General features: G+C 74.3%; 19 protein-coding genes and 1 pseudogene. 11 read left to right on the forward strand and 9 right to left on the reverse strand.

The genetic code is table 11. The features are described 5' to 3' along the window. The first annotated feature begins 81 nt into the window (after positions 1-81). Positions 82-750, forward strand: coding sequence for a DUF305 domain-containing protein (locus ACY1JF_RS23755; RefSeq protein ID WP_462707250.1), 669 nt, complete (start codon positions 82-84; stop codon positions 748-750). A gap of 186 nt (positions 751-936) precedes the next feature. Here ACY1JF_RS23755 and ACY1JF_RS23760 read toward each other — a convergent pair whose 3' ends face one another. Next, positions 937-1,422: a DUF6214 family protein gene (locus ACY1JF_RS23760; RefSeq protein ID WP_462707300.1), complete on the reverse strand. Its 486-nt coding sequence runs from the start codon at positions 1,420-1,422 to the stop codon at positions 937-939. Positions 1,423-1,591: 169 nt separating this feature from the next. On the opposite strand from ACY1JF_RS23760, the pseudogene ACY1JF_RS23765 reads away from it, so the two are divergent. Next, a pseudogene (locus ACY1JF_RS23765) lies at positions 1,592-2,022 on the forward strand (exo-alpha-sialidase); the annotation flags it as partial. A gap of 117 nt (positions 2,023-2,139) precedes the next feature. Here ACY1JF_RS23765 and ACY1JF_RS23770 read toward each other — a convergent pair. Further along, the gene (locus tag ACY1JF_RS23770; RefSeq protein ID WP_462707251.1) at positions 2,140-5,157 is read right to left on the reverse strand and encodes a 3-keto-alpha-glucoside-1,2-lyase-like domain-containing protein; all 3,018 of its coding nucleotides are present in this window, start codon (positions 5,155-5,157) and stop codon (positions 2,140-2,142) included. A gap of 281 nt (positions 5,158-5,438) precedes the next feature. On the opposite strand from ACY1JF_RS23770, the gene ACY1JF_RS23775 reads away from it, so the two are divergent. Next, positions 5,439-9,419, forward strand: a complete 3,981-nt coding sequence (locus ACY1JF_RS23775) for a metallophosphoesterase (protein WP_462707252.1) — start codon at positions 5,439-5,441, stop codon at positions 9,417-9,419. Between the two features lie 133 nt (positions 9,420-9,552). Here the strand turns inward: ACY1JF_RS23775 and ACY1JF_RS23780 are convergent, their stop codons facing one another. Then, the gene (locus tag ACY1JF_RS23780; RefSeq protein ID WP_462707253.1) at positions 9,553-10,230 is read right to left on the reverse strand and encodes a uracil-DNA glycosylase; all 678 of its coding nucleotides are present in this window, start codon (positions 10,228-10,230) and stop codon (positions 9,553-9,555) included. Between the two features lie 82 nt (positions 10,231-10,312). On the opposite strand from ACY1JF_RS23780, the gene ACY1JF_RS23785 reads away from it, so the two are divergent. Both ACY1JF_RS23785 and ACY1JF_RS23790 read left to right on the forward strand, forming a co-directional pair. Continuing rightward, positions 10,313-11,314 (forward strand): N-acetylglucosamine kinase, encoded by a 1,002-nt coding sequence (locus ACY1JF_RS23785; protein WP_462707254.1) that lies wholly within the window; start codon positions 10,313-10,315, stop codon positions 11,312-11,314. Positions 11,315-11,451: 137 nt separating this feature from the next. Further along, positions 11,452-12,375 (forward strand): sirohydrochlorin chelatase, encoded by a 924-nt coding sequence (locus ACY1JF_RS23790; RefSeq protein WP_462707255.1) that lies wholly within the window; start codon positions 11,452-11,454, stop codon positions 12,373-12,375. A gap of 96 nt (positions 12,376-12,471) precedes the next feature. On the opposite strand, the gene ACY1JF_RS23795 is transcribed toward ACY1JF_RS23790, so the two are convergent. Both ACY1JF_RS23795 and ACY1JF_RS23800 read right to left on the reverse strand, forming a co-directional pair. Next, positions 12,472-13,506, reverse strand: coding sequence for a lactonase family protein (locus ACY1JF_RS23795; RefSeq protein WP_462707256.1), 1,035 nt, complete (start codon positions 13,504-13,506; stop codon positions 12,472-12,474). Positions 13,507-13,744: 238 nt separating this feature from the next. Further along, the gene (locus tag ACY1JF_RS23800; protein WP_462707257.1) at positions 13,745-15,238 is read right to left on the reverse strand and encodes an FUSC family protein; all 1,494 of its coding nucleotides are present in this window, start codon (positions 15,236-15,238) and stop codon (positions 13,745-13,747) included. 215 nt (positions 15,239-15,453) lie between these two features. Between ACY1JF_RS23800 and ACY1JF_RS23805 the strand changes: the two genes are divergently transcribed. From ACY1JF_RS23805 to ACY1JF_RS23815, 3 genes are all read left to right on the forward strand, one after another. Next, entirely contained in the window at positions 15,454-15,933 is a 480-nt protein-coding gene (locus ACY1JF_RS23805) for an Lrp/AsnC family transcriptional regulator (RefSeq protein WP_462707258.1), read from the forward strand. Between the two features lie 133 nt (positions 15,934-16,066). After that, positions 16,067-18,859 carry a beta-L-arabinofuranosidase domain-containing protein gene (locus tag ACY1JF_RS23810; protein ID WP_462707259.1) on the forward strand — a complete coding sequence of 931 codons (2,793 nt, stop codon included), beginning with the start codon at positions 16,067-16,069 and terminating at the stop codon, positions 18,857-18,859. Between the two features lie 120 nt (positions 18,860-18,979). Further along, positions 18,980-19,720, forward strand: coding sequence for a DUF4142 domain-containing protein (locus ACY1JF_RS23815; protein WP_462707260.1), 741 nt, complete (start codon positions 18,980-18,982; stop codon positions 19,718-19,720). 13 nt (positions 19,721-19,733) lie between these two features. Here the strand turns inward: ACY1JF_RS23815 and ACY1JF_RS23820 are convergent, their stop codons facing one another. Then, positions 19,734-20,495, reverse strand: a complete 762-nt coding sequence (locus ACY1JF_RS23820) for a LysR substrate-binding domain-containing protein (protein ID WP_462707261.1) — start codon at positions 20,493-20,495, stop codon at positions 19,734-19,736. 118 nt (positions 20,496-20,613) lie between these two features. Here ACY1JF_RS23820 and ACY1JF_RS23825 point away from each other — a divergent pair, with 118 nt between their 5' ends. Next, positions 20,614-21,003: a DUF5997 family protein gene (locus tag ACY1JF_RS23825; RefSeq protein WP_462707262.1), complete on the forward strand. Its 390-nt coding sequence runs from the start codon at positions 20,614-20,616 to the stop codon at positions 21,001-21,003. Between the two features lie 56 nt (positions 21,004-21,059). Here the strand turns inward: ACY1JF_RS23825 and ACY1JF_RS23830 are convergent, their stop codons facing one another. From ACY1JF_RS23830 to ACY1JF_RS23840, 3 genes are all read right to left on the reverse strand, one after another. Continuing rightward, on the reverse strand, positions 21,060-21,551 hold the full coding sequence (locus ACY1JF_RS23830) for a DUF1360 domain-containing protein (protein ID WP_462707263.1): 492 nt from the start codon (positions 21,549-21,551) through the stop codon (positions 21,060-21,062). Beyond that, positions 21,548-21,952, reverse strand: coding sequence for a DUF2267 domain-containing protein (locus tag ACY1JF_RS23835; protein WP_462707264.1), 405 nt, complete (start codon positions 21,950-21,952; stop codon positions 21,548-21,550). The genes ACY1JF_RS23830 and ACY1JF_RS23835 overlap by 4 nt, the downstream gene beginning before the upstream one ends. 190 nt (positions 21,953-22,142) lie before the next feature. Next, the gene (locus tag ACY1JF_RS23840; protein WP_462707265.1) at positions 22,143-23,342 is read right to left on the reverse strand and encodes an MGDG synthase family glycosyltransferase; all 1,200 of its coding nucleotides are present in this window, start codon (positions 23,340-23,342) and stop codon (positions 22,143-22,145) included. A 171-nt stretch (positions 23,343-23,513) separates the two neighbouring features. Here ACY1JF_RS23840 and ACY1JF_RS23845 point away from each other — a divergent pair, with 171 nt between their 5' ends. Next, positions 23,514-24,371: an SDR family NAD(P)-dependent oxidoreductase gene (locus ACY1JF_RS23845; RefSeq protein WP_462707266.1), complete on the forward strand. Its 858-nt coding sequence runs from the start codon at positions 23,514-23,516 to the stop codon at positions 24,369-24,371. A 37-nt stretch (positions 24,372-24,408) separates the two neighbouring features. Next, a complete protein-coding gene (locus tag ACY1JF_RS23850) occupies positions 24,409-25,320 on the forward strand; it encodes a DMT family transporter (protein ID WP_462707267.1) in 912 nt (303 codons plus the stop codon). Positions 25,321-25,399: the final 79 nt, after the last annotated feature.

Consider the following 25,399-nt stretch of genomic DNA (forward strand, 5'->3'; position numbering starts at 1 on the left):
ATCAGCGGTGTGCGGAAGCGTGCTAGGACGGTCAGGACACTCACGAGGTGTCCTCCATCCCGGCTGCCCCAGGAGGTCGTTGTGCCCTTCCGTGTCCTGTCCCGTGCCTCGCTCGTCGCGGTGTCGCTGACCGCCCTGGCCGTGCCGGGACTCGGGGCCTGCGACTTCGGCGGCTCCGGCGCGGACTCCGCCTCGGCCGTCTCCTCCGGTCCCTCGGTGATCGCGCCCGGCGGGCCGGGTGAGGCCAATCGCACGCTGTCCGCCCAGGACGCCGAGGAGCAGCGCGCCGACGACGACTCGCCCAACTCGGCCGATGTCGACTACGCGCGGATGATGATCCAGCACCACGCCCAGGCGCTGGTGATGACCGCGCTCGTGCCCGAGCGCGCCGAGTCGCGGAAGGTGGAGCGCCTCGCCGAGCGGATCGCCGCGTCGCAGGAACCGGAGATCGACGCCATGCGGGGCTGGCTGACGGAGCACGGCGAGGAGGAGACGGAGACGGGCGGCGCGCACGACCACGCCGCGATGCCGGGCATGGCGACCGACGCGCAGCTGGAGCAGCTGCGCGCGGCGAAGGGGAAGGCGTTCGACCAGCTCTTCCTGACGCTGATGATCACCCACCATCAGGGGGCGATCACCATGGCGACGGACGTGAAGGCGCAGGGCAACAACGTCCGGATCGAGGAGATGGCCGACGACGTGGTCGCCCAGCAGACGAGCGAGATCTCCCGGATGCGGGAGATGCTGTGACGCCGGTGCCGGTGCCTGCGGCCGTGGCTGCGGCTGCGGCTGCGGGCACGGCTACGGCGGGCGGGTGACGGTCAGCGGCGAACGGGCACCGGACGCGGAACGGACGACGGCCACGGCGGACAGGCACCGGACGCGGAACGGACGACGGCCACGGCGGACAGGCACCGGACGCGGAACGGACGACGGTCAGCGGCGGGCCCGGCGCGGTGCCAGCAGTCCCGCGTCCCGGGCCTGGCCGATCAGCCGCAGCGAACCGCGCCTGCTCAGCCCGGTCGCGGACATCACCGCCAGGACGGGGTCGCCGCCCCGCTCCTGAGCGGCCCGGTACTCCCGTGCCACCAGCCGCTGTCCCTCCCGGCCGCGCGGACAGCCGGGCCGGGCGTGCCGTACCGCGGAGGGGGTGCCGTCGGCGTGGCCGGCGCCGCACGCCTCGGCGAGGGGCTCCTCCAGCCACTCGCCGAGCGCCGTCAGGTCGTCGAGGCAGAGCGCGGGCCGGGCCTGGACGTCCTCCAGGCAGACGCCGTCCGGGGAGACCACCGCCAGGACCTCGATCCGGGCGCCGTCGGCGAACACCAGCCGGACGTCGTACCAGGAGGCGGTGGCGCCGTCCTCGCACACGTTCCACGCGTGCCGCACGGAGACCTCGCCGTCGTCCGGGCAGCGGTCGGACAGCCGGAGGGAACGATGAACGTGCGATGCTTCGGCCACCTACGGAACGTAACCGCGCATCACATCCGTGACGAGCGGACACGCGTCGAGCACCCCGCGCAGCACCCTGTCAGCGGACCGCGAGCGGCGCGGTCACGGGCTCCGTCAGGGCCTGCGGCATCTCCTGTGTCCGCGGAACAACTGGGAGGTGCGCCGCAGCGGCGACGCCGGCGCGCACTGGTCGGACACCGGCGAGGGCCTGCCGTCCACGTCCGGGTTCGCGGTGGCGGCGCGTCCGCGGCGCGGTGACACGGCGTACGTCTTCCCCGGCAGCGCCGACGCGGACCGGGTCCCGGCCGGCCGGCGCTGCCGGGTCTTCCGTACGTCCGACGCGGGCGGGAGCCGGGAGCCGCTCACGGCGGGGCTGTCGCAGGAGCACCACTACGGCACGGTGCTGCGCGACGCGCTGTGCGCCGACGGCGCCGGGGAGCGGGCCGGGGCCGGGTGTGCTTCGGCAACCGCAACGGCGAGGTGTACGCGTCGGCCGACGACGGCGGCGGCCGGCGGCGGCCGGCCTCGCACCTGCCGGACGTGCTGTGCGTGCGGGCGGCGGCGGTCGGGTGAGGCGGTGGCGCCCCTGGTGAGGTCCTTCGGCACCACGGGGACCCGCCCGCGGCGCCGGGAAGGCGCCGCGGGCGGGCTGGCGGGCGGAAGGACCGGACTCGTGCCCTGGCGATCGCGTCAGCTCAGGGGCCGCACCCGGATGTCGCGGAACCGGACGGTGTTCCCGTGGTCCTGCAGGCGGATCGCCCCCGCGGCCGGGGTCTCCGGCCGTCCCGAGGCCGTGGGACCGTCGAGGGCCACGTCGTCGTGGACCTTCTTGCCGTTCCACACCACCGTCACCCGGGCGTCGGCGGTCTTGTCGCCGTTCTCGTCGAAGCGGGCCGCCCGGAAGACGATGTCGTACGTCTGCCAGGTGCCGGGCGCGGTGGCCGCGTTCGCGTCGGGTGCCTTCTTGAGGTAGAGCGCCCCGGCCTCGTCCGGGGCCGGTGTGGTGTCCCCGTAGGAGTCGAGGATCTGGAGTTCGTAGCGGTCCTGGAGGTAGATGCCGCTGTTGCCGCGGTCCTGCCCGGTGACCTCCGGGGGCAGCGGCGGCACCCGGAACTCCACGTGCAGCGCGAAGTCCTGGTAGGCGTCCTTGGTGCGCAGGTCGCCGCAGCACACCTCCATGGACTTCTCGTCGGACAGCGGCCAGGCCGTGGGCCGGCCGTCGGTGTGCTGCCACTGGGACTGCGAGGCGGCGGTGCCGTCGAAGAGGGTGACGCGCTCGCCCCGCGGGTGCACGGTGATCAGGTCGAGGTTGACGTGCCCGGTGTCGCCGGGGTCGTAGCGGTAGGAGATCGAGTTGTGTCCGGCCCGCAGCGGCAGCCGTTCGGTCTTCGTGGACCAGGTGTCCCAGTCTCCGGTGGACGGGAGCCGGGTCTGGCGCAGCTTCTCGCCGTTCAGGTACAGGGAGAGGGACTTGGTGCCCCGGAAGGGGTCCGGGCCGTTGGAGTAGCGCAGGTTGACGTCGTAGGCGCCCCGCTTCGGGACCGTCACGTCGAAGGTGGTGGCGACCTTGCCCTCGGTGGCCCAGCGGTCGACGAAGCCGTCGCCGGAGTAGCCGGTGTGGTCGCTGTGGATGCCGGCGGTGCCGGTGAGGGTGGCCTCCTCGGCCTCGTACAGGGTCGCGGCGGGCGGCTGCTCGCCGGGCATCTCGTTGAGCGTGTACCAGGCCTCGGTGGACCAGAGGGCCTCACCGGAGGCGGAGGCGAAGGGGCGCGGGGAGCGCAGGTGCACCACGCGGTCCGGCTTCAGTCCGTCCAGGCGCAGGCGGACGGTGCGGCCGTCGCCCGAGAGGGTGGCCGAGCGCACGCCGAGCCGCTCCTCGGCGATCTTGGGGCCGCCGTAGTCGGCGGTCGGGGTGTAGCGCCACTGCTCGGCCTCGTAGCGTTCGGCGAGCCGCGCCGCGGTCTCGGCGGACAGGGGCTGGGTGTAGGTGAGGTCGAAGCCGCCGGGTACGGCGCGCATGGTCTTGATGTCGAAGGTGTTGCCGCCGTTGGGGGTCAGCTTCTGCAGGCCGAACTTGAGCTTGCCCTCCTGGCCCCAGTTGCCGTCGGCGCCCAGGCCGCCGGCGTAGACCGCGCCGTCGGGGCCGAGGGTGATGCGGTTGACGCCGGCCTCCAGGCCCTGGGTGTAGCGGAAGACGGCGCCCTGGTACTGGCCCTTGACCTTCTCCAGGTAGGCGCGCTGGAGGCCGCCGTAGGTGACGTCGCCGATCAGCATCTGGCCCGCGTACTGGCCCTTCCTCAGGTACAGCGGGGTGGAGGGCGAGTTGCCGATCTCGTTCTGCGGGAACCACAGCACCGGTTCGGTGACGGGGTTGTCGCTGAAGGGCCCGGCGGGCTCGATGTAGTGGTTGAAGAAGCGGCCCTGCTTGATCTGGACGAGCTTCGAGGCCGGGAGCCAGCCGCCCTGGTTGTCGGTGGCGAACAGGTCGCCGCCGGGTCCCCAGCCGATGCCGTTGGGCGTGCGCAGTCCGCCCGCGACCGGGCTGATCTTCCCGGTCTTCTTGCTCACCTTGTAGGTGGCGCCGCGGTTGGGCGCGGGCTGCGGGACGGTGGTGGCGCCGCCGAGGTTGATGGCGACGGAGAGGTTCACGTAGAAGTAGCCGTCGCGGTAGAGGAGGCCGAAGGCGAACTCGTGGAAGTTGCCGCCGTACGGCCAGGTGGCGACGGTGCGGTAGGCGTCGGTGACGTCGTCGCCGTCCGTGTCGACGAGCCGGGTCAGCTCGTGCTTCTGGGAGACGTACAGGTCGCCGTCGACGTACTTGATGCCCATGGGTTCGCGCAGTCCGCTCGCGACCTTCTTGACGGTGACCTTGTCGGCGCTGGTCGCCCCGGTGACGTTGTCCAGCAGGTACACCTCACCGGCCACGTTGTCGGTGCCGCCCCAGGTGCTGATCGCCAGGCGGCCGTCGGGCAGCCAGTCCATGCCGCTGACTTGCGGTTCGAAGCCCTCGGGGCGCAGGTCGGTGAGGGTCAGGTCGGGGCGTACGGAGGTCAGCGGGAGGCCGTCGCCGGGGGTGTCGCGGCCCGCCTCGCACTCCTTGCGGCCCGGTGCGGTGACGCGGACGACACCGGCGTCGGTGCTCAGCGCCTCGGTGGGGACGACGGTGAAGCCGTCGGCGCCGGGCGGGCGCCAGGACAGTCGCAGTTGCTGCCCGCCGTCGCGTTCGAAGTGGTCGACGCGGAACGGGTGCGGGCCGGCGGTGAGGTGGACGGTGCCGTCCTTCGGTTCGGCGCCGTGCAGGCCGTCGTGGTCGATGACCGTGGCGTCGTCGATGGTCAGCCGTGAACCGTCGTCGCTGGTGAGGCGGAAGACGTAGCTGCCGTCGGCCGGGATGTCCAGGTAACCGGACGCCTGGGACGTGAAGTTGTCCGCGAAGCCGCCGAAGTCGGCCTCCGTGGACCAGTCGACGGTCGGCATCAGCTTGTCGTGGTTGGGGGTCTGGCCCGGCTTCAGGACGCAGAGCTTGCTCAGCGGGGTCTGGGTGTCGAAGACGCGCAGGGTGACGCCGGGCTCCTGGGGCGGGATGTCCGCGGGCGCGGCGGTGGCGGTGGCCGGGACGGCGTACAGGCCACCGGTGAGGACGCTCGACGCCAGCAGGAGAACGGCGCGTCCGCGCAGGCGTGGCAACAGGCGTGGGCGTGGGTGCATTGGTCCTCCGGGGGTGGGGACCGGACCGTGCCGGAAGTCGCTCCGGTCGTGAGCGGTGTGGCTGCAGTTCCGCCGTCAAGGTAGGAGACTTCTGCTTGACATGTCCACACTTTGTCACGGCCGTGTTCAAAGTCGCCTGACATTCCTTCCCCTGTTCGCCCACAGGTGGCTCATGGGCGTTCATCTGACGTGCGCATGCTCCACAGGGCCTCGTGCCGACAGGACGCGCGGGACATGACGCGCGACGCCAGGACGCGCGACGACAGGAAGGACGGCTGCCGATGCGGCCAGCACAGCGACGAAGAGGGCGGGGCGGAGGGTTTGGCGGCCGGCGGCTGGCCGGTGCCGCGCTCGCCGCGCTCGTCCTCGTGGGCGGGAACGCGACGGCGGCGTACGCCGCTCCCGGGACCGACCGGCACGCCACCGACCAGCGGGACCCGGCGGACGCGACGTCCCTGCCCGTCCTGACCCCCGCCGACGGGAGTTACCTGGAGGGCACCCGGGCGATCGAGGCGGTGCCGACCGTGGCGGGTGACTCCGTCACCGGGCTCGCCGTCGACGGGAAGGCCGTCGAGGCGGAGAGGACGGTCGGGGTCTCCCGGCTGAGCTTCGACGTCGGCTCCAACTCGGTCGAGGCGCGCTACGGGAGCCACGTCCTCGTCAACGGCGAGTACCGGGCGGCCCTCGGCGACCTCGTCAACGAGCGCGCCACCATCGAGATCCCGAACGAGCACCTGGTCAAGGGCGAGAACGAGATCCGGTTCTTCGCGGGTGCCATCGAGAGCTCGTGCGGCACGAACCACGACGACTTCGTGCTCTCCGACATCCGGCTCACGCTGCTGGGCGAGGTCGCGGACGGCGAGGAGAACGAGTACACCTACTCGTTCGGCGACGGCAGTTGCGGCACCAACACCTCGCTGCGGACCGAGGCGTCGCTGAGCTTCTTCGTCCTGGGCGACCCGCGGGGCACCACCGGCCTGCGGAGCGACCTGGACACCACGCGGCTCGCCGGCGGCGAGCACACCCTCACCGCGACCACCGCCTCGGGCAAGGCCGTCACCAACAAGGTGACCGTCAACAACGCCCCGGCCGGCGCCCCCCGCCTGCTGCCCGAGGACGGCACGCTGGTCCGGGGCGAGCAGCCGGTGTCCGCCGCCTTGCCGGCCGGCGACGACGGCCGGGTCGCCGCGCTGACCGTGGACGGCCAGGCGCCCACCGCCAAGCCGCAGTTGGGCAACGGCGCGGCGGTCCTCTCCTTCGACGTCGGCGCCAACTCGATCGACGACAAGTTCGACAACCACCTGCTGGTCAACGGCAAGCGCATCGACCTGGGCGGCACCTGGGTCAGCCAGCGCGTCTCCCTGCCGGTGCCGGCCCGCTTCCTGGTGCCCGGCGACAACACCCTGAAGGTCGTCACCGGCGCCTACCAGGAGAGCTGCGGCGCCAACCGCGACGACTTCCAGATCGGCGGCCTGGACCTCGCCCTGGACGGCGCCACCGTCACCGGCGAGGACATCGCGGCCTCGTACCCGATGGGCGACGGCACGTGCGGTTCGTCGTCGACCGCGCTGCGCGAGGCCGAGCTGCACTGGACCATCGACGCCCCGGCCGTGCCGGTCGTTCAGACGCTCGGTTCCGGCACCGCCGTCCTCGGCTTCACCGTGGGGAGCAACTCCGTCGAGGCGCGCTACGGCAACCACGTCCTGGTCAACGGCCGGAAGGTGCCGCTGGAGAGCGACTACGTCAGTCAGCGCGTGGATCTGGCCGTCCCCAACGAGTGGCTGGTCCCCGGCTGGAACACGATCGACGTCGTCACCGGCGGCATCGACAGCTCCTGCGGCGTCAACCGGGACGACTTCGTCCTCTCCGACCTCACCCTCACCCCGGTCGGCGGCACCGCCGAGGGGCGGATGGTGAAGGGCTCCTACAGCTTCGGCGACGGCTCCTGCGGCTCCAGCGTCAACCCGCTGGACGAGGTCGACCTCGAGTTCTTCGTGGACGGCCCGGCCAAGGGCCTGCGTAGCGACCTGGACACCACGAAGATCGCCGACGGCGCGCACACGCTGGCCGCGACCTCGCAGTCCGGCAGGACCGCGACCCGCGTCCTGGCCACCGACAACTCGGCGCCCGCGGTCACGAACAGCACCCCGAAGGCCGGGCAGCGGATCACCGCCGCGGTCGTCCTCGACGTCCGGGTCGACGACCCCTCGGGCGTGACCGACGGTCCGCGGATCGAGCTGGACGGCGAGGCGGTCGAGGCCGGCGAGGCCGTCGGCCCCGGCCTGAAGGCCGGCCCGCACACGCTCTCGGTCACCGCCACCGACGGCCTCGGCAACACCGGCACCCGCGAGATCGCGTTCACCTCCGCCGGCATCCCGGACACCCCGAGCCGGCTGACCCCCGCCTCCGGCACCACCGACACCGGCCGGAACGTCACGCTGTCCGCGAAGGTGGCCGAACCCGACGGCGGCGAGGTCACCGCCACCTTCGCCGAGGCCGACATCCTCACCCCGGGGCAGGTGTACCAGGGCACCGCCACCGCCGTGCCGACCACCCTGAAGGTCAAGGGCGAGAAGAAGGTCGAGGCGGCCGGCCTGGCCCCGGCCGACGGACGGACACTGGACGCGCCCGCCTCCTCCGACGTCACCTTCCAGCGGTTCGACGTCGGCGTGCACGGCCGGGCCGACCGGCCGGTGCTGCGCTGGGAGGGCGTCATCGACCCCGAGCGCCTCGCCGCGCTGCGGGTGTGGAACACCGGCACCCGGCAGTGGGACGTGGTGAGCAGCGCCCGCGGCACCGCCGAGGGCGACACGGTGCTGAGCGCGGTCCTGGACGACGACACCTACGTCGACCGGCGCACCGTCCACGTCATGGTCACCGGCGAGGACCCGTTCGCCGACGACATCGAGGCCGGTGACCCGGACTCCTTCGCGGACCCGGACTCGTACGACTTCTCGATCGTCCACCACACCGACACGCAGTACCTCTCCGAGGGCGCGGTCGAACAGGAGACGGCCGCCGAGCGCGCGGTCTGGGAGAAGGCGTACGGGGACGTCGACCGCTGGGTGGTCGCCAACAAGGACGAGCGGAAGATCGCGTACGTCGCGCACACCGGCGACATCATCGAGAACAACATCCGCAAGCCCACCACCGAGGCCGTGCGGCAGCAGATCGCCGGCGAGCTGGAGCTGTCCTCGAAGCAGCAGAGGATCCTGGACGACGCGGGCATCCCCAACGGGGTGATCGCGGGCAACCACGACAACCAGTCGGGCACCGAGAACGGCCCGGACGCGATCTACAACCAGTACTACGGTCCCGAGCGCTACCAGGCGCTCTCCGAGGGCTGGGAACACGCCAGTTACGGCGGTCCCTGGAAGCCGGGCGACAACCAGAACCACTACGACCTGTTCTCGGCCGGCGGCCAGGACTTCGTCGTGGTCGGCCTGTCCTACGGCGTGACCCGCGAGGAGGCCGCGTGGGCCGACTCGGTCTTCGAGCGGTTCTCCGACCGCAACGGCATCCTGCTCTCGCACGACTACCTCGCGCCGAGCACCAGCCCCGACGGACGCGGCGCCCCGTTCTCCGCGCCCGACGGTTCGATGCTGTACAAGACGGTGGTCCAGGACAACCCGAACGTGTTCCTGATCCTCGCCGGTCACGAGCACGGCGTGGGCACCAACGTGAAGCCGAAGGCCGGCGAGGTCGGCCACGGCGTGGTCGAGCTCCTGGCGGACTACCAGTTCTACACGGTCTCCGCGGACCGCCTCGGCCTCACCGAGACCGGCGGCTACCGGCCCGACGACCAGCTCCGCCTCGGCGCGAGCTTCTTCCGGATGCTCCAGTTCGACGTGGACCGCTCCGAGCTGACCGTCGACACCTATTCACCGTTCCTCGACGAGTTCGGTGCCACCGAGTACGACTCCGACCACCGGTACGACGGCACCGAGGACAACATGGTGCTGCCGATCGACCTCCAGTCCCGCAAGACGACCTTCAGGACCGACTCGGTCGCGCTGTACAGCCCCGTCAGCGTCATCGGCAGGGCCGAGGTCGCCTCGGGCGAGGTCGCCTCGGTGACCTGGCGGAGGCTCGAGCCCGGTGCCGCGCACGCCTGGTTCGTCACGGCCCGCTCCGCCGGCGGCGGCGTCACCGCCTCCCAGCCGAGCGTCTTCGTGACGAAGGACGCCGACGGACGTCCGGGCGACTGGGGCCCCGGATCGCCGTACTACGACTGGTTCGGCCGCCCGGACGGCCGGGACTGACCCGCACCCGTCCCCCGGCCCGCCGTCCCGGCCCCGCCGGCCGGGACGGCGGGGCCGGCGCTCGACGGGTGGCGGTGGCGTGGCCCGGCGGGCGCAGCGCGTCCTGCGCGGCGCGGCCCCGCGGCCGGGCCGGTCAGGACAGGCGCCAGTCGACCGGTTCCGCTTCCTGGCGGGCGAGGAAGTCGTTGGCCCGGCTGAAGGGGCGGGAGCCGAAGAAGCCCCGGTCGGCGGAGCGCGGCGAGGGGTGGGCGGACTCGATGACCGGGTAGCGGTCGAGGTGCGGGCGCAGGTTGCGGGCGTCCCTCCCCCACAGGATGGAGACCAGCGGCCGGCCCCGTCCGGCGAGCGCGCGGATCGCCTGTTCGGTGACCTCCTCCCAGCCCTTGTCGCGGTGCGAGCCTGGGCTGTTGGGCCGCGTCGTCAGCGCCCGGTTCAGCAGGAGCACGCCCTGCCGGGTCCACGGGGTGAGGTCGCCGTTGGACGGGCGGGGCAGGCCCAGGTCGCTCTGCAGCTCCTGGAAGATGTTGATCAGGCTGCCGGGCAGGCGGCGCACCTCGGGGGCCACGGCGAAGCTCAGGCCGATCGCCATCCCGGGCGTGGGATAGGGGTCCTGTCCGACGATCAGGACGCGCACGTCGTCGAAGGGCTGCTGGAACGCGCGCAGGACGTTCGGTCCGGCGGGCAGGTAGGTGCGGCCGGCGGCGAGTTCGGCGCGGAGGAAGTCACCCATCGCGGCGACGCGCCCGGCCACCGGTTCCAGGGCCTTCGCCCAACCGGGCTCGACGAGTTCATGGAGAGGTCGTGGTGCCACGGAGAGTCACTCTACTGGCGCACGGGAGCGTGCTCCGCCGGAGCCGGGACGGCGGGCCCGGCGAGCGGTACGCTTCGTCGCCGTGACGGAGGGATATCTCGCCGTGGACTCGGGCGGTTCCGGGCTCCGGGTCGCTGTCGGAGCGGTGGGGGACGGCGGAGGCGGCACGGGCGGTACGCCGGTGCGGCGTGCCTCGCGCGAGCCCGTCCGTACCGGTGTGCGGGGCATCGACCCCGGACACCTGATGGAGCTGCTGGTTCCGATGGCCCGGGCGTCGGCCGCCGAGGCCGGGGTGGACCGGATCGCCGTCGCCGTGGTCGGGGCGGCGGGGCTGGCCACCCTGGGGGACGCCCTGCGTGCCGAACTGCCCGGTGCCCTGGCCCGGGAGCTGGGGGCACGGACGGTCGCGCTGGCCGCCGACGCCGTCACCGCCTACGCCGGGGCGCTGGGCTTGCGGCCCGGCGCCGTGGTCGCCGCGGGCACCGGACTGATCGCCGTCGGCACGGACCTGACCGGCTGGCGCCGCGCGGACGGCTGGGGGCACCTGCTCGGCGACTGCGGCAGCGGCGCCTGGATCGGGCGGGCGGGGCTGGAAGCCGCCCTGCGGGCGTACGACGGGCGGCCCGGCGGCTCCGCGCCGCTGCTGGCCCGCGCGACGGAACGCTTCGGTCCGGTGACCGGCCTGCCCGGTGCCCTGTACCCGCGTACGGACCGGGCCGCCGTCCTCGCCTCCTTCGCACCGGACGTCGCCTTCTGCGCCAGCAGTGGAGCGGACGGCGACCCGGTGGCCGCGGGCATCCTGCGGGCCGCCGCCCGGCACATCGCGGACTGCGCCGCCGCGGTCTGCCCGGCCGGGGACGGTGTCCGGGTCGCCGTCACCGGCGGGCTGCCGAAGCTGGGCGGGGCGCTGACCGGGCCGCTGGAGGAGGAGCTGGCGAGCCGGCTGCCGCGGGCTCGGCGGGTGCCTGCCGAGGGTGAACCGCTGGACGGCGCGGTCCGGATCGCGGCCGGACTGGCGGCCGGCCCGCCCGCCCTCCCGGACGCTCCGGGAATGCTGTGGGTGACCGCTCCGGGCAGTGGCTGACTTCGGTCTTCCGGTGAGGGGAATCGTGCCGATGTCGTCCGATCCATACATCACTCTTCAGACAAAACCGGACGGATACCGCTCACTTGGGCCCTCCCCGAACAGAGGAGCCCAGGAAGTTAGTAACATGCGGCGCCATGAGCTCCCCCACTGGGCCCGCGTCCGGCCTGCCAGTACGAATGCCGCGCCCCCGCCAGCCGGGGCGCCACCGCCGACCCGAGCCGCTGGTGGCTCCCGAGGGCGCGCCCGCGCTCGTCCTGGCCGTACCCGGCACGCCCAGCGCCGTCACGCGGGGCCTGGCCGACGAGGTCGTGAGCATCGCCCGTTCCGAACTGCCCGGCCTGGACGCCCGGATCGGGTACCTGGACGGGGACGGGGAGGAGTTCCCGTCGCTGACCGCCGTGCTGGCCCGCGCCGCCGAGGAGCGCACCGCCCGCTACGAGCAGGCGGTCGCCACCGGGGCGGAGGCCAAGGAGCCCGACGGCCCCGTGGCCGTCGTCGTGCCGCTGCTCGCCGGGCCGGACAGCGCGCTGCTGCGCCGGGTGCGCCAGGCCGTGATGGACAGCCGGGTCGCGGCCGAGCTGACGGACGTGCTGGGTCCGCACCCGCTGCTGGCCGAGGCGCTGCACGTCCGGCTCTCCGAGGCCGGTCTGGCCCGCGCCGACCGGGCCCGGCTGTTCACCGTGGCGACCGCGGCGGACGGCATCGTGCTGGCCTCGGTGGGCGGTGACGAGGCCGTGCAGGCGGCCGGGATCACCGGCATGCTGCTCGCCGCGCGCCTGGCCGTGCCGGTGATGGCGGCGGCGCTGGACCAGGAGGGTTCGATCGCGTCCGTGGCCGAGCAGCTGCGCGGCTCCGGTTCCCAGCAGCTGGCGCTGGCTCCCTATCTGATCGGTCCGGAGATCGACGCGGCGCTGCTGGAGGAGGCGGCCAAGGAGGCCGGCTGCTCCGTCGCCGAGCCGCTCGGCCCGTACCCGGCCATCGGCAAGCTGGCGCTGGCCAAGTACACGACGGCGCTGGGCATCACCCCGCCGCAGCCGCAGGGGGCGCCCGTCCGCTGAGGCGCCGTGACGGGTGGGGCCGCCCCGGTCCACAGGACCGGGGCGGCCCTCGTCGTGTCCGGGTGCCCGTGCCGGCCCGTGTGACCGGTGCCGGCGCTAGCCGAAGACCACGCAGGAGGCGGCCGGGACGGGGATCGCGCCGGCCCGGCGCGGCAGGCCGGTGCGTGCGTCCACCGCGAACCAGGTCACGTCCCCGGAGCGCTCGTTGGCCGCGTAGAGGAAACCGCCGGCCTCGGTGAGCGCCCGCGGCCAGTGCCCCCCGCAGGGCACCGTGCCGGCCGGCCGCAGCGTCTCGCCCTCGACGGCGAACGCCGTCAGGACGTCCGCGCCGCGGGTCGCGGTCCACACGAACCGGCCGTCGGGCGAGACGACCACGCCGGACGGGTAGGTGTCACCGGCCAGGGCGCCGGGCAGGACCGGGACCTCGGTGAGCGGCCGCAGCGCCCCCTCGTCGGCGTCCCAGCGGCAGACGGTGACGGTCGACGCGAGTTCGTTGACCACGTAGGCGCGGGTGCCGTCCGGGTGGAAGGCCAGGTGGCGGGGGCCGGAGCCGGGACGCAGAGCGGTCTCGCGGTGGACGGCCAGGGCACCGTCCTCCAGGGTGCACACCCGCACCGAGTCGGTACCGAGGTCCACGCTGACGGCCCAGCGTCCGCTCGGGTCGGGCTGCACCTGGTGGGCGTGCGGGCCTTGCCGGCGCGGTGCGTACGGGCCGGAGCCGGTGTGCCGGAGCACGCCGGACGCGGCGCGGGCGAGGGTGCCGTCGGGCCGGACGGGGACGGCGGTGACGCTGCCGGAGCCGTAGTTGGCGGTCAGGACGTGCCCGCGGAACAGGCTGAGGTGGGTGGGTCCGCGGCCGGCGACGGACACCCGCGGCCCGGCCGGTACGGGTCCGTCGGGGGTCACGTGGTACGCGGCCACCGCGCCGTCGGCGGTCTCGCTGACGGCGTACAGCGTGTCACCGGCGGGCGAGAGCGCCAGGTAGGAGGGGTCGGGCAGGGCGTTCACGGTGCCCTGGACGGTCAGCGCGCCGCTGTCCGGGTCGACGGCCGCGGTGACGATGCCGGGGCCGCCGGCCGCCGTGAACGAACCGATGAACGCCCGCCGCCCCGTGCCGTCGTCCTGTGCCACCGCTGTCCCCTCTCGTCACGGCTCACCGCGGCTTGTCACGGCTCGCCGCGGCCGCGCGGTCGCCGCCGGTGCGCGTGGCCGTGTCGGGCGTCCCTCGTCGCCCCGGTCGCACCCCCCGTCGCGGGCGCGCTCGGCCCGGCCCGGCGTGCCCCGGCGTACCGGGCGACGGTAGCAGCGGTCACGTCCGGTCCTGGCCGGGCGGGACCGGGAAGGCTTCGGAAGACCGTCCCGTGACCGGTCAGGCCACCCGGTCCAGACCGAGCGGAGCCGGACCGCGCAGCGGCGCGGCAAGTTCGGCCAGCGCGTGCTCCAGACGGTGCAGATGGACCAGGACCGGCTCCACCGCGCCCGCCCGTTCCGTCCGCTCGGGCACCGCGCCGTCCCCGGTGAGCGCCTCGACGGCGGCCTCCACGCGGCGGCACGCGGCGGACAGACGGGCGTCGTGCGAGGCCTCCGGGTCGGTGGCGACGGTCACCAGGCCGTGGATCTCCCGGGCGCAGTCGTCGAGCAGCGCGAGCACCCGGCGGGCACGCCGGGTGCGGGTGCGCAGCGGGTTGAGCGGGTGCGTCAGCGGGGCCACCGACAGCCGGACCCGGTCGAGCAGCCGCTCCAGTTCGGCCACGCGCGACGCCGGGTCGGCGCCCTCGGTCCCGGCGATCCGGGCGGCCGCCTCGGCGGTGCAGGCGTGGACGCAGCGCAGGGCCCGCTGGATCCAGCCCTCGGTGACGGCGTGGGTGGTGACCGGCAGCACCAGGAGCACCGCGAGCGCCGCGCCGAGCACGCCCACGGCGGTCTCCGCGAGACGCAGGGCGAGCAGGGCCGGGGTGAGCACGTCCAGCAGCCCGTAGAGCAGCTCGGCGAGCAGGGTGACGCAGAGCATCATCCAGGTGTACGACACGGCGGCCGTGTAGAAGACGCCGAAGACACAGGCGGCGGCGAGGACGGCGCTGGGCAGGGCCGCCCCGTCCACCGGGACGGCGACGAGCAGGCCGAGGCAGCCGCCGACCGCCGTGCCGGCGACCCGGCGGAAGCCGCGGACCAGGGTCTCGCCCCGTGAGGTGGTGTTGACGAAGACCCACCAGGTGGCGCCCACCGCCCAGTACCAGCGCTCTCCGGACAGCAGGTTCCCCACGACCAGCGCGAAGCCCGCGCCGGCCGTCGCCTGGACCGCCTGGCGGGTGGTGACGCGGGCGAGCCCGGTGCCGCCGGGCAGGACGGGCACCACGGGCGCCGGGAGGCGGCGCTCGTAGCACCACAGTCCGAAGCGGACCGCCGCGGCGGTGGCCACGGACAGCAGGACGGCGGCGTACAGCCGGGGGAGCTGTCCCGGTGTGGTGTGCAGGAACTGGGCCACGAAGCAGCTCATGAAGGCGAAGACGCCGAGGCTGTGGCCGCGCGGGCCCCAGCGCCTGGCGTAGACGCCCGCGCCGGTGACGGCGAGGAAGACGAGGTCCCGGGCGACGGGCTGGTCGTGCAGGACGGCCGCGACGGCGAGCACCGGCAGGCCGGCGGCCGGCAGCAGCGCCGTGGTGACCGCCTGGCCCCGGACGGTGGCGTCGGTGACGGTGAACAGGGCGAGCAGCGCGGCGAGCCCGCCGGCGACCGCGCCGGCGAGCGGCTGTCCGGCCAGTCCGCAGACGGCGACGGCGGCGCCGACGCCCAGCACGGCCCGGGACGCGAACCTGAGCCGTGCCCGGCCCGGGTCCGGCGCGACGAACATCCTCTTCAGCACCGCTGGCCTCCCCCTTCCGCGTGGTCCGGTACACCGGCAGCAAAAAAGCGCCGCGAACTCCTCCGCAGCGCCATCGACCCGTCCATCTCAGCATCCCGCCCACAGCTGGATCAAGAGTTCCCTCTTCCGCTGGGCCAATGGCACAGCGGAAGAGGTCTTACGATGTCCATGGGCCGGCCAACGGCCCAGACACCGCACGGAGGACGGAGGACGTCATGGCCGTGGACGAGCTGGACACCCGCATCCTGCGGCTGCTGCTGGAGCAGCCGCGCACCAGCGTCCGCGAGTACGCCCGCGTCCTCGGCGTCGCCCGCGGCACCGTGCAGGCGCGGCTGGACCGGCTGGAGCGGGACGGCGTGATCACCGGCACGGGCCCGGTCCTCTCCCCCGCCGCGCTCGGGCACCCGGTGCTCGCCTTCGTGCACATCGAGGTGACGCAGGGACACCTGGACGACGTGGGGGACGCGCTCGCCGGGGTCCCCGAGATCGTCGAGGCGTTCTCGATCACAGGCGGCGGGGACCTGCTGACCCGGGTGGTGGCGCGGGACAACGCCCACCTGGAGGACGTGATCCAGAAGCTGATCAGCCTCCCCGGCGTGGTCCGCACCCGCTCGGAGGTGGCGCTGCGCGAGCGGGTCCCGCACCGGCTGCTGCCGTTGGTGGAGTCGATCGGGCGTACCCGTCAGTACCGTTGACGCCCTCCCGCCCCTTGCCTATCTTCTGGGCGACCTTTCGAACGTCATCCGGTATATCGAACGACGCGACATATCGATACACCGACAGACCGACACACCGAACGCACCGTGAGTGCACAGGAACGAGGAGCACATGGCAGCGCCCCTCTCCCGGCGATCCCTCCTGCTGGCCGCGGCGATCACCGCCGGCACATCCGCACTGTCGTACGCCGCCGCCGGTGACCGGCGGGCCGCCGCCGCGGCACCGGCGTCCTGGACCGTCCTCCCCTTCGGCCTGGAGGACGTGACGCTCGGGCCCGGCGTCTTCGCCGACAAGCGCCGGCTGATGCTGGACCACGCCCGCGGCTACGACGTGCACCGACTGCTCCAGGTCTTCCGCGCCAACGCCGGCCTGTCCACGCTCGGCGCGGTCGCGCCCGGCGGCTGGGAGGGACTGGACGGCGAGGCCAACGGCAATCTGCGCGGCCACTACACCGGGCACTTCCTGACCATGCTGGCACAGGCGTACCGCAGCACAGGCGAGCAAGTGTTCGCCGACCGGATCACCACCATGGTCGGGGCGCTGACCGACGTACGCGAGGCGCTGCGGCACGACCCGGCCGTGCTGAGCGTCGACGGGCCGCGGGGCGGGGCCGTCGAGAACGTGCGGGGGTCCTACCAGTACGTCGACCTGCCCGCGGGCGTCCTCGGCCAGGCTCCCGCGCTCACCCTGGCCGCCTGGGTGAAGCCCACGCACGACGGCGCCTGGGCGCGCGTCTTCGACTTCGGCGACGACACGACCCGCTATCTGTACCTGGCCGTCCGGGACTCCGCCGGGCTGCCCCGGTTCGCGATCACCGACGGCGGGCCCGGCGCCGAGCAGGCGCTCGGCGGCACCACCGCGCTGCCCCTGGACCAGTGGAGCCACCTGGCGGTCACGCTCGCCGATGGCACCGGGACGCTGTACGTCGACGGCGTCGAGGTGGACCGGAACACGGACCTGTCGCTCACCCCGGCCGCGCTCGGCGGTCTCGCCCACTACTGGCTGGGCCGTTCGCACTTCGCTACGGACCCGGTGTTCGCGGGCGCCTTCGGCGGGTTCGACGTGTGGTCGCGGGCGCTCGGCGCCGACGAGATCGCCGGGGCCCTGAACCGTCCGGGCGGCGGCGACCTCGTCTCGTACGCCTTCGACGAGACCGGCGGCGGCACCTTCGCGGACGCCTCCGGGCGGGGGCTGTCCGCGACGCTACGACGGACCTGGGGCGGGCCCAGCCATCCCGGGTTCCTGGCCGCGTATCCGGAGACGCAGTTCATCGAACTGGAGTCGATGACCGGCAGCGACTACCGCCGGGTGTGGGCGCCGTACTACACCGCGCACAAGATCCTGCGGGGGCTGCTGGACGCGTATCTCGCGCTCGGTGACGAGCGTGCCCTGGACCTCGCGGCCGGGATGGGCGACTGGATGCACGCGCGGCTGTCGGTGCTGCCGGCCGCGACGCTCCAGCGGATGTGGGGGATCTTCTCCAGCGGCGAGTTCGGCGGCATCGTCGAGGCAGTCTGCGATCTGCACGCGCTCACCGGACGGGCCGAACACCTCGCGCTGGCCCGGCTGTTCGACCTGGACCGGCTCATCGACGCCTGCGCGGCGGGCACCGACATCCTCGACGGCCTCCACGCCAACCAGCACATACCGATCTTCACCGGTCTGCTGCGGCTGTACGACGAGACGGGCGAGGAGCGCTACCTCGCCGCCGCGCGGAACTTCTGGGGCATGGTCGTGCCGCACCGCATGTACGCCATCGGCGGCACCAGCAGCGGTGAGTTCTGGAAGGCACGGAACGTGATCGCGGGGACCCTCGGGGCGACGACCGCCGAGACCTGCTGCGCCTACAACATGCTCAAGCTGAGCCGGGCGCTGTTCCTGCACGAACAGGACCCGGCGTACATGGACTACTACGAGCGGACCCTGTTCAACCAGGTGCTCGGCTCCAAACAGGACCGCCCGGACGCGGAGAAGCCGCTCGTCACCTACTTCATCGGGCTGGCACCGGGGCAGGTGCGGGACTACACGCCCAAGCAGGGCACCACCTGCTGCGAGGGCACGGGCATGGAGAGCGCCACCAAGTACCAGGACTCGGTGTACTTCGCGGCGGCCGACGAAAGCGCCCTCTACGTCAACCTCTACGTCCCGTCCACGGTGACCTGGGCGGCGAAGGGCGTCACCGTCACGCAGGTCACGGACTTCCCGCGCGAGCAGGGCGGCGTCCTGAGGGTCGGCGGGTCCGGGGGTTCGTTCGCGCTGAGGCTGCGGGTGCCGTCCTGGGCCGTCGACGGGTTCCGGGTGACCGTCAACGGGCGTGCGGTGCCGGGGACCCCGCGGCCGGGCAGCTACTTCACCGTGTCGCGGACCTGGCGGAAGGGGGACACCGTGCGCGTCACCATGCCGTTCCGGCTGCGGGTGGAGGGGGCCCTGGACGACCCGTCGACGCAGGCCCTGTTCCTCGGCCCGGTCAACCTGGTCGCGCGCTCGTCCTCGACCGGGTTCCTGGAGGTCGGCCTGTACGGCGGCGCGGGACTCTCCGGGGACCTGCTGTCCGCGCTCACCCCCGTGCCCGATGCGCCGCTGCACTTCACGCTGGACGGGCTCGACGGCGTCCGGTGGGCGCCGTTCGCCGAGGGGACCGAGGATCCGACGCACGTGTACGTCCGCCGGGCCGAGCCGCGGATCGTGTTCGGCGGCACCGACGCGGGCGTCGCCAACCCCGCGCGGGCCGACGGCACCACGTTGCTGGACGAGGTGTGGGCCGGGGCGCCGTTCCGGAGCAAGGAGGCCCTGGTGCGGCGGGTGCGGTCCGTCATGGACGGGTGGGTCGCCGACGGACTGCTGGGAGAGGCGGACGGTGAGCGGGTGGTGACGACGGCGCGGCGGGCGTCGTACGCGGACTGAGGAGATTCACGGGACTGACGGAATCGACGGCCGTACGAGGTTTTGCGCGGAACGCTGATCGGTTCGCGGGGCGCGTCCGTATCTCCTGGTGTCCCAGCCGCCTTGAACCCAGGAGGCACGATGCGCCTCACGCGCGCCACCGCGGGCACCGCCTTCGTGTGCGGTGCCCTGCTCCTCACCCTCACCGCGCTCGCCTACCCGACCATGCTCGGGGTGCGGAACACCACCGGTGGCCCGGACCGTGTCATCGCCGACACCCGGTACGGCCCCCTGACCGAGGCCGACCGGGACTTCGTGGTCAAGGTCCGGGCCGCGGGGCTGTGGGAACACCCGCTGGGGCTGCTGTCGATGGAGCGGGGGACGACACCGGAGATGAAGGAGGCCGGCGAGCACCTGGTCGTGGGGCACGCCCGGCTCGACGCCACCTGCCGCAGGATCGCGCCGGAGCTGGGCATCGCGCTGCCCAACCGGGCCTCGCCCCAGCAGCAGCAGTTCGTGGCGACCGTGGAGGGGACGACGGGCAAGCAGTTCGACACGACCGCGGTCAACATCATGCGGGTGACCCACGGGCAGATCCTCCCGGCGATCGCCAGGATCCGGGCCAACACCGAGAACAGCCTGGTCCGTCAGCTGGCCGACCAGGCCAACGACACCGTCCTGGACCACATCACCGTCCTGGAGAGGACCGGCCTGGTCAACTTCGACCAGGCCAACCTCCAGCAGACCGCCCCGCCGCGGCTGCCCGCGGCCCAGGTGACGCCGCCGGCGCCGCAGCCGGGGGAGCCGGTGGTGTCGCTCACCGAGCCGCCGGGGCTGGAGGTGAACACGGCGTCGCCGACGCCGGGTCCGGCACTACGGTGAGCTGCGCGAGGGGTCAGGAACGGCGGCGGGGCCTGCCGCGCCGGGCGCCGCCGCCCCGCTTGGCCGGGACGGCCCGCTTGCCGGTGCCGGTGCCGGTCTTGCGGCGTCCGGCGGCGCGTCCGTCCTTCTTCGGCTCGGACTCGCGCGGCTGCGGCTCCGCCCGCCCGCGGCCCCGGGTGCTGTTCACGGTCCGGCCGCGGACGATGCCGATGAAGTCCTCCACCAGGTCCGTGTGCCCGTCCTGCGGCCAGGACAGCGCCACGTCCGACCGGGGGGCGTCGGTGACCGGGCGGTGGGTGAGGTCCTTGCGGTGGTGCAGGCGGGCCAGCGACAGCGGCACGACGAGGACGCCCACCCCGGCCGCCACCAGTTCGACGGCGTCGGCCGTGGTGGCGGGGCGCTCCAGCGCGGGCCGCCCCGGCGGCGTCTGCCAGCCCAGGACGTCGTCCAGGGGGTGGAAGACGATCTCGTCGGCCAGGTCCGCCACGGTCACCTCGTCGGCCGCCGTGACGACGTGGTCCTTGGGGACCACCACGACGGTCGTCTCGGTGTAGAGGGGGATGGCGCTGAGCACGTCGCGGTCGACGGGCAGCCGCACCAGGCCGGCGTCGGCGTCACCGGCCAGCAGCGCGCCGGGGGCCTCGGCCGCGCCCGCCTGGATCAGGGACAGCGGGACGTCCGGCTGCCGCTCACCCCAGACGCGCACCCACTTGCCGGGCATCACCCCGGGGACGTAGGCGAGGCGGAACGAGGGGGAGTCTTCCGAGGCGGTCACCCGGCCAGGTTAACCGGCCGGCGACCGGGCCGGCCCGCCAGGCCGCCCGGCCCGCGCCGGCGGTGGTGACCGGCGGACGTGGTCGGCGGTCGGTCAGCTGCTCGATACCCTGGACGCCATGACCGAGCACCAGAGCACCCAGACGATGAAGCCCGCCACCGCGGCGAAGAAGCTGGGTGTGTACCTCGACGCCACGCCCGCCGAGTTCCAGGAGGGCACCGTCTCCCGCGCCGAGCTGGACGCGCTCCGGACCGATCCGCCGCAATGGCTGCGCGACCTGCGGCGCGACGGCCCGCACCCGAGGCCGGTGGTCGCCGCCAAGCTGGGCGTCTCCATCGCCGGACTGCGCCGCGGCGGGGTCGACGACGCCCTCACCACGGAGCAGATCGAGGCGCTGAAGCAGGAGGACCCCGAGTGGCTCCGGCGGGAGCGCGCCACGCAGGCCGAGGTCCGCAAGGAGGCGGCCCGGGTGAAGAAGCTGCACACCGAGCGCGCCGGGCGGGACTGAACGCCGGGCTGGACCGGGCGCCGGGCGGGACCGGACCGGGCCCGGCCCCGCCGGGTTCAGCCCTCCGCCGCCTGCTCCGTACGGCTCCACGCGTACTGCAGCCAGTCGGACAGGGCGACGGCGCTGAGCCCCGCGCAGACCAGCCGGGCCGCCCGGGGAGCGCAGGCGTAGGTGGCGACGAGCCCGCCGGCCACCCAGGCGGAGGTGCAGAACGGGCAGGAGACCAGGTCACCGATGGCCCGGCGCAGGCCTTTGCCGCGCGATGCGTCGTTGACCTCGGAGCCGTGGCTGTCGGCCTCGCGCCGGGTGAAGGGCGCCCGCAGGAAGCTGGTGACCTTGGCCTTGGTCAGCAGGCGGGACGCCTTGAAGGTGGCTGTCGCCAGCAGGGCCAGGTCGTAGGGCGGGACCCCTTCGGGCAGGCGCACCCCACGCCGGTGCGCCGTCCACGCGAACAGTCCCACGCCGCTCGCGAAGGTGGTCGCGAGGGTCGCGTAGCCGCCGAGGGGCGTGCCCTCCTCGTCGCCGTAGACTCGTTCGTCGTCCGTCATGCGTGCCTCCCTGCGGCCTTCTCGCCGGTCCTGCCGAACAGGTCCGCCCAGTCCGGCGGGAGCTGCTCCAGCAGGTGACCGACCTGTCCCTCGGACACCGCGTCGGCGACCGTGGACAGGACGGCGCTCGAATCCCATTCGGCGGTGCGCGGGCGCGCGCCGGTCTGCCGCGCCACCCGCCGGAGGAACTCCTCCCGGTCGAACGGTTCGGTGCGCCCCCGTTCCGGGCGCAGCGCCTCGTCCAGCGGCGCGGGCAGCTGCGCTGCCAGGTCACCGGCCTCCTCGGGCACGATCCGGGACGCGAGGACCCACAGCACCGCTTCGGTGACCTGCTCGGCCTCCTCCTGGCTGTGGTACTCCCCGCGGTCACGGACTTGGGCCAGGAACTCGTCCACCCTCACGGCCTGCCTCCTTGCTCGATCTTCCGGACGGGTGCCCTCCGCCCGGACGGAGTAACCGGCGGCACCGATCTCGTTCGGGGCCGTCTCGTCCGACCCTGTCTTGTCCTGGACCGTCTCATCCGGCCCTGTCCCGTCCAGGGCCGGATCGCCCGGCCCTGTCCCGTCCGGGGCCGTCTCGTCCGAGCCCGTCTCATCCGACCCCGTCCTTTCCGGGCCCGCGCGACGGACACGGACGGGTGCGGGTACGGGCGCGGAGCGCGAGGCCGAGGGCCAGGTCCACCGGATCGTCCCGGAAGAGGGCCCGCCCGGCGGCGACCCGCTCCCGGCGTGCGGGGCCGTCGGGGGTGAGCCGGCGCAGCGCCGCCAGGAGTTCCGCGTCGTTTGCGGCGGCCTCCGAGACGCCCAGCGCCGCCATGGCACGGACGCCGTCGGCGCCGTGGCCGGGGATCGGACGGTGGCCGACCACCGGCAGTCCGGCGGCCAGCGCCTGTACGGCGGTCTGGCCGGCCGCGTTGTCGACCAGGACGCGGACCGCGTGCAGCAGTCCGGGCATGTCCGTCACCCAGCCCAGGGCGAGCACGCCCGGGACACGGGAGAGTGCGCGGCGCAACCGCTCGTCGGCCCCGCACAGCACCACCGGCAGCCAGCCGTGGCCGGCCAGCAGGCGGACCGTGGCGTCGAGGCGCGAGGCGACGCCCCAGGCTCCGGAGGCCAGCGCCACCGGGGGCCGTCCGGCACCGTGCCGGGCGAACCGGCGCCGCCACTCGGCGGCCCCGGGGGCCTCGGCACGGAACGCCGGGTCCACGACGGGACCGCACGCCAGGGCCGGCACGCCGGTCCTCCGGCGGGCCGCGCGGGCGGACTCGTCGGTGAGGCACAGGTAGTGGTCGTTGCCGGGGTGCAGCCACTGCCGGTGCGCCACGAAGTCGAGCACGAAGACGGCACTGGGGACGGACAGCCGGCCCCGGGCGCGGAGATGCCCGGTCAGCTGGGCGCCGAGGTGGAAGACCGGGACCACGACGTCGGCCCCCGTCCGCTCGGCCAGCCGGCTCAGCCGGTCGCCGGCCAGGCGGGCCAGGGGGGTCGCGCCGGGGCGGCGTCCGGGGCCGGGGCGCAGGAACAGGCGGTACAGGGCGGCATAGGCCCAGGGGAAGTGCCGTACCGACCCGCGGTAGAAGTGCCGCAGCCCGCCGCCGAGACCGTACGGCAGCAGGGTGAGCACGTCGACGACCACCGCGTCGCCGCCCCGTTCGCGGGCCCGGCGCACCAGCTCGGCGGCGACGGTGTCGTGTCCGGCGCCCATCGCGGCGCTGACCACCAGCAGCCGCCCGGCGGGCCGGGAGGACACCGGGGCCGGCCGATGGGGCGTGGACGGGCTGCTGGGGCGCACGGCTGTGGGAGTAGCCCGTCCACCACTACCCAAACCGCCATCATCCGGGCGTTTCGGGCAGTCCTGGCCGGATACTCCGTCACCGCTCCGTCCCGTCGGACGCCACGGCGCCGACCGCTCGCACGGTGGTCCGGTCCGCGGTGGTCCGGTCCGCAGCCGAGGTGGTTGGCCATGGTCCCCGCTTTCTCCCGCCCCCGGTCCCCGGCCGCGCCGCCGGCCGTCGCACCCGACGCGGCCGTCGCCCGGGTCCCGCGGTGGACGGGCCCGGCCGATCCGCGGACACGCACGGCGCTGCTGACGGGGGCCTCCTCCGGCATCGGCGCGGCCCTGGCCCGGCGCCCGGGGGCGGAGGGCACCTGGGAACCGGTGCCGGCCGGCCGCGATCCGCAGCGGCTGCGCGCCGTCGCCGACGAGTCGTCGGCCACCGCCCTCGCCCTCGCCGCCGACCTCACGGCTCCCGGGACCGATCGCCGGCTCGCCGACTCCACCCCGGCGACGCCGGGCCCGCTGGACCCGCTGGTGGCCGGTGCCGGGATCGGCTGGGCCGGGGAGTTCCGCGAGATGCCGGCGCGCGCCGTCGACGAGGTGATCGGCACCGGCCTGACGGCCACGGTGCGGCTGGTGCGGTTGCCGCTGCCGGGCATGGTGGCGGCGGGGACGGGGCGGATGGTGCTCGCCGGGTCGCCGGCGGGTTGCGTGCGGGTGCGGGGCGAGGCCGTGTACTCCGCCGCCAAGGCGGCGCCCGGCGCCTTCGCGGACGCCCTGCGCCATGAGCTGCGCGGGGCCGGGGCGGGCGTCGGCCATGTGGTCCCCGGTGTCGTCGACACCCCCTTCCACGAACGCCGTGGCACGTCCTACCGGCGGTCCCGGCCCCGCCCCGTGCCGCCGGAACGCGTGGCCAGCGCGATCCGTGACGCGGCCGTCCGGGGCCGGGACGGGGTGTACGTGCCGGGCCGGCTGCGCCCGCCGTCCCGGATCCACGGCGCGGCACCGGGCCTCCACCGGCGGCCGGCCGTCCGGTTCGGATGAGCGGGCGGCCGGGTCGGACGGCCGGGGGTGCGCGGCGGTGAGCGCGCTCACCGTCGTCCTCGCGCTGTGTGCCGCGCTGTCCAACGCCGCCGCGTCGGTCCTCCAGCGGCGGGCCGCCGCGCAGGACGCGGACGACGCGGCGTCGGGCCACCCGGTCCGCTGGCTGCTGCGGCTGATCCGGGACCCGTACTGGGTCGGCGGCGCGGCGCTGCTCGCGGTGACGACCGTGTTCCAGACGGCGGCGCTCGCGGTGGGCAGCCTGGCCCTGGTCCAGCCGCTCATGGCCAGCGAGCTGCTGTTCACCCTGGTGGTCGGCAGCGTGGTGTTCCACCATCGTCCCGATTCGACGACCTGGCTGGCGTTCGGGGCACTGGCCGTCGGGCTGGCCCTGTTCCTGGCCGCGGCCTCGCCCGCCGAGGGACAGGACACCGCCACGCCCGGCCGGTGGGCGGTGGCCGGGCCGGTGGTGCTCTGCGCGGTGACCGCGCTGGCCGCGACCGGCCGGCTGACCCGGGGCGCCCCGCGCGCCGCGCTGTTCGGTTCGGCCTCCGCGGTGGCCTTCGGGGGGACGGCCGCGCTGCTGAAGGAGGTCACCGGCGGGTTCTCCCAGGGTGCGGGCGCCGTACTGACGCAGTGGCCGCTGTACGCCACCGGGGTCGTGGGCGTGATCAGCTTCCTGCTGCTGCAGAGCGCGCTGCGCGCCGGGACGCTCACCGCGTCCCAGCCCGCGCTGACCCTCGGGGACGCGCTGACCAGCGTGGCGCTGGGCTGGGCGCTGTTCGGGGAGGAGATCGCCCTCGGCGTGCGGATCCTGCCGGAGGTGATCGGGGTGGCGCTCATCGGCCTCGGCAGTCTGGGGCTGGCCCGCGCGCCGTCGGTGCACGGCGCCTGGGACACGGCGGCGGCGCGCGACGGTCCGGGCGGCGAGGACCGCTCGGTACGGAGATGACTCCGGGCGGCGGCAACCGCTCGGTACGGAGATGATGCGGAACGTGGGCCGCGCGCCGGCCCCGGCCCCGGGGACACGC

The organism is Streptomyces sp. SYSU D01066-1, assembly GCF_054956795.1.

Bases quoted from the DNA above. Each gene is read 5' to 3' on its own strand.
- ACY1JF_RS23770 (WP_462707251.1), bottom strand. From the start codon at position 5,157: ATGCACCCACGCCCACGCCTGTTGCCACGCCTGCGCGGACGCGCCGTT.
- ACY1JF_RS23790 (WP_462707255.1), top strand. From the start codon at position 11,452: ATGAGCTCCCCCACTGGGCCCGCGTCCGGCCTGCCAGTACGAATGCCG.
- ACY1JF_RS23805 (WP_462707258.1), top strand. From the start codon at position 15,454: ATGGCCGTGGACGAGCTGGACACCCGCATCCTGCGGCTGCTGCTGGAG.
- ACY1JF_RS23775 (WP_462707252.1), top strand. From the start codon at position 5,439: ATGCGGCCAGCACAGCGACGAAGAGGGCGGGGCGGAGGGTTTGGCGGC.
- ACY1JF_RS23825 (WP_462707262.1), top strand. From the start codon at position 20,614: ATGACCGAGCACCAGAGCACCCAGACGATGAAGCCCGCCACCGCGGCG.
- ACY1JF_RS23815 (WP_462707260.1), top strand. From the start codon at position 18,980: ATGCGCCTCACGCGCGCCACCGCGGGCACCGCCTTCGTGTGCGGTGCC.
- ACY1JF_RS23810 (WP_462707259.1), top strand. From the start codon at position 16,067: ATGGCAGCGCCCCTCTCCCGGCGATCCCTCCTGCTGGCCGCGGCGATC.
- ACY1JF_RS23830 (WP_462707263.1), bottom strand. From the start codon at position 21,551: ATGACGGACGACGAACGAGTCTACGGCGACGAGGAGGGCACGCCCCTC.
- ACY1JF_RS23845 (WP_462707266.1), top strand. From the start codon at position 23,514: ATGGTCCCCGCTTTCTCCCGCCCCCGGTCCCCGGCCGCGCCGCCGGCC.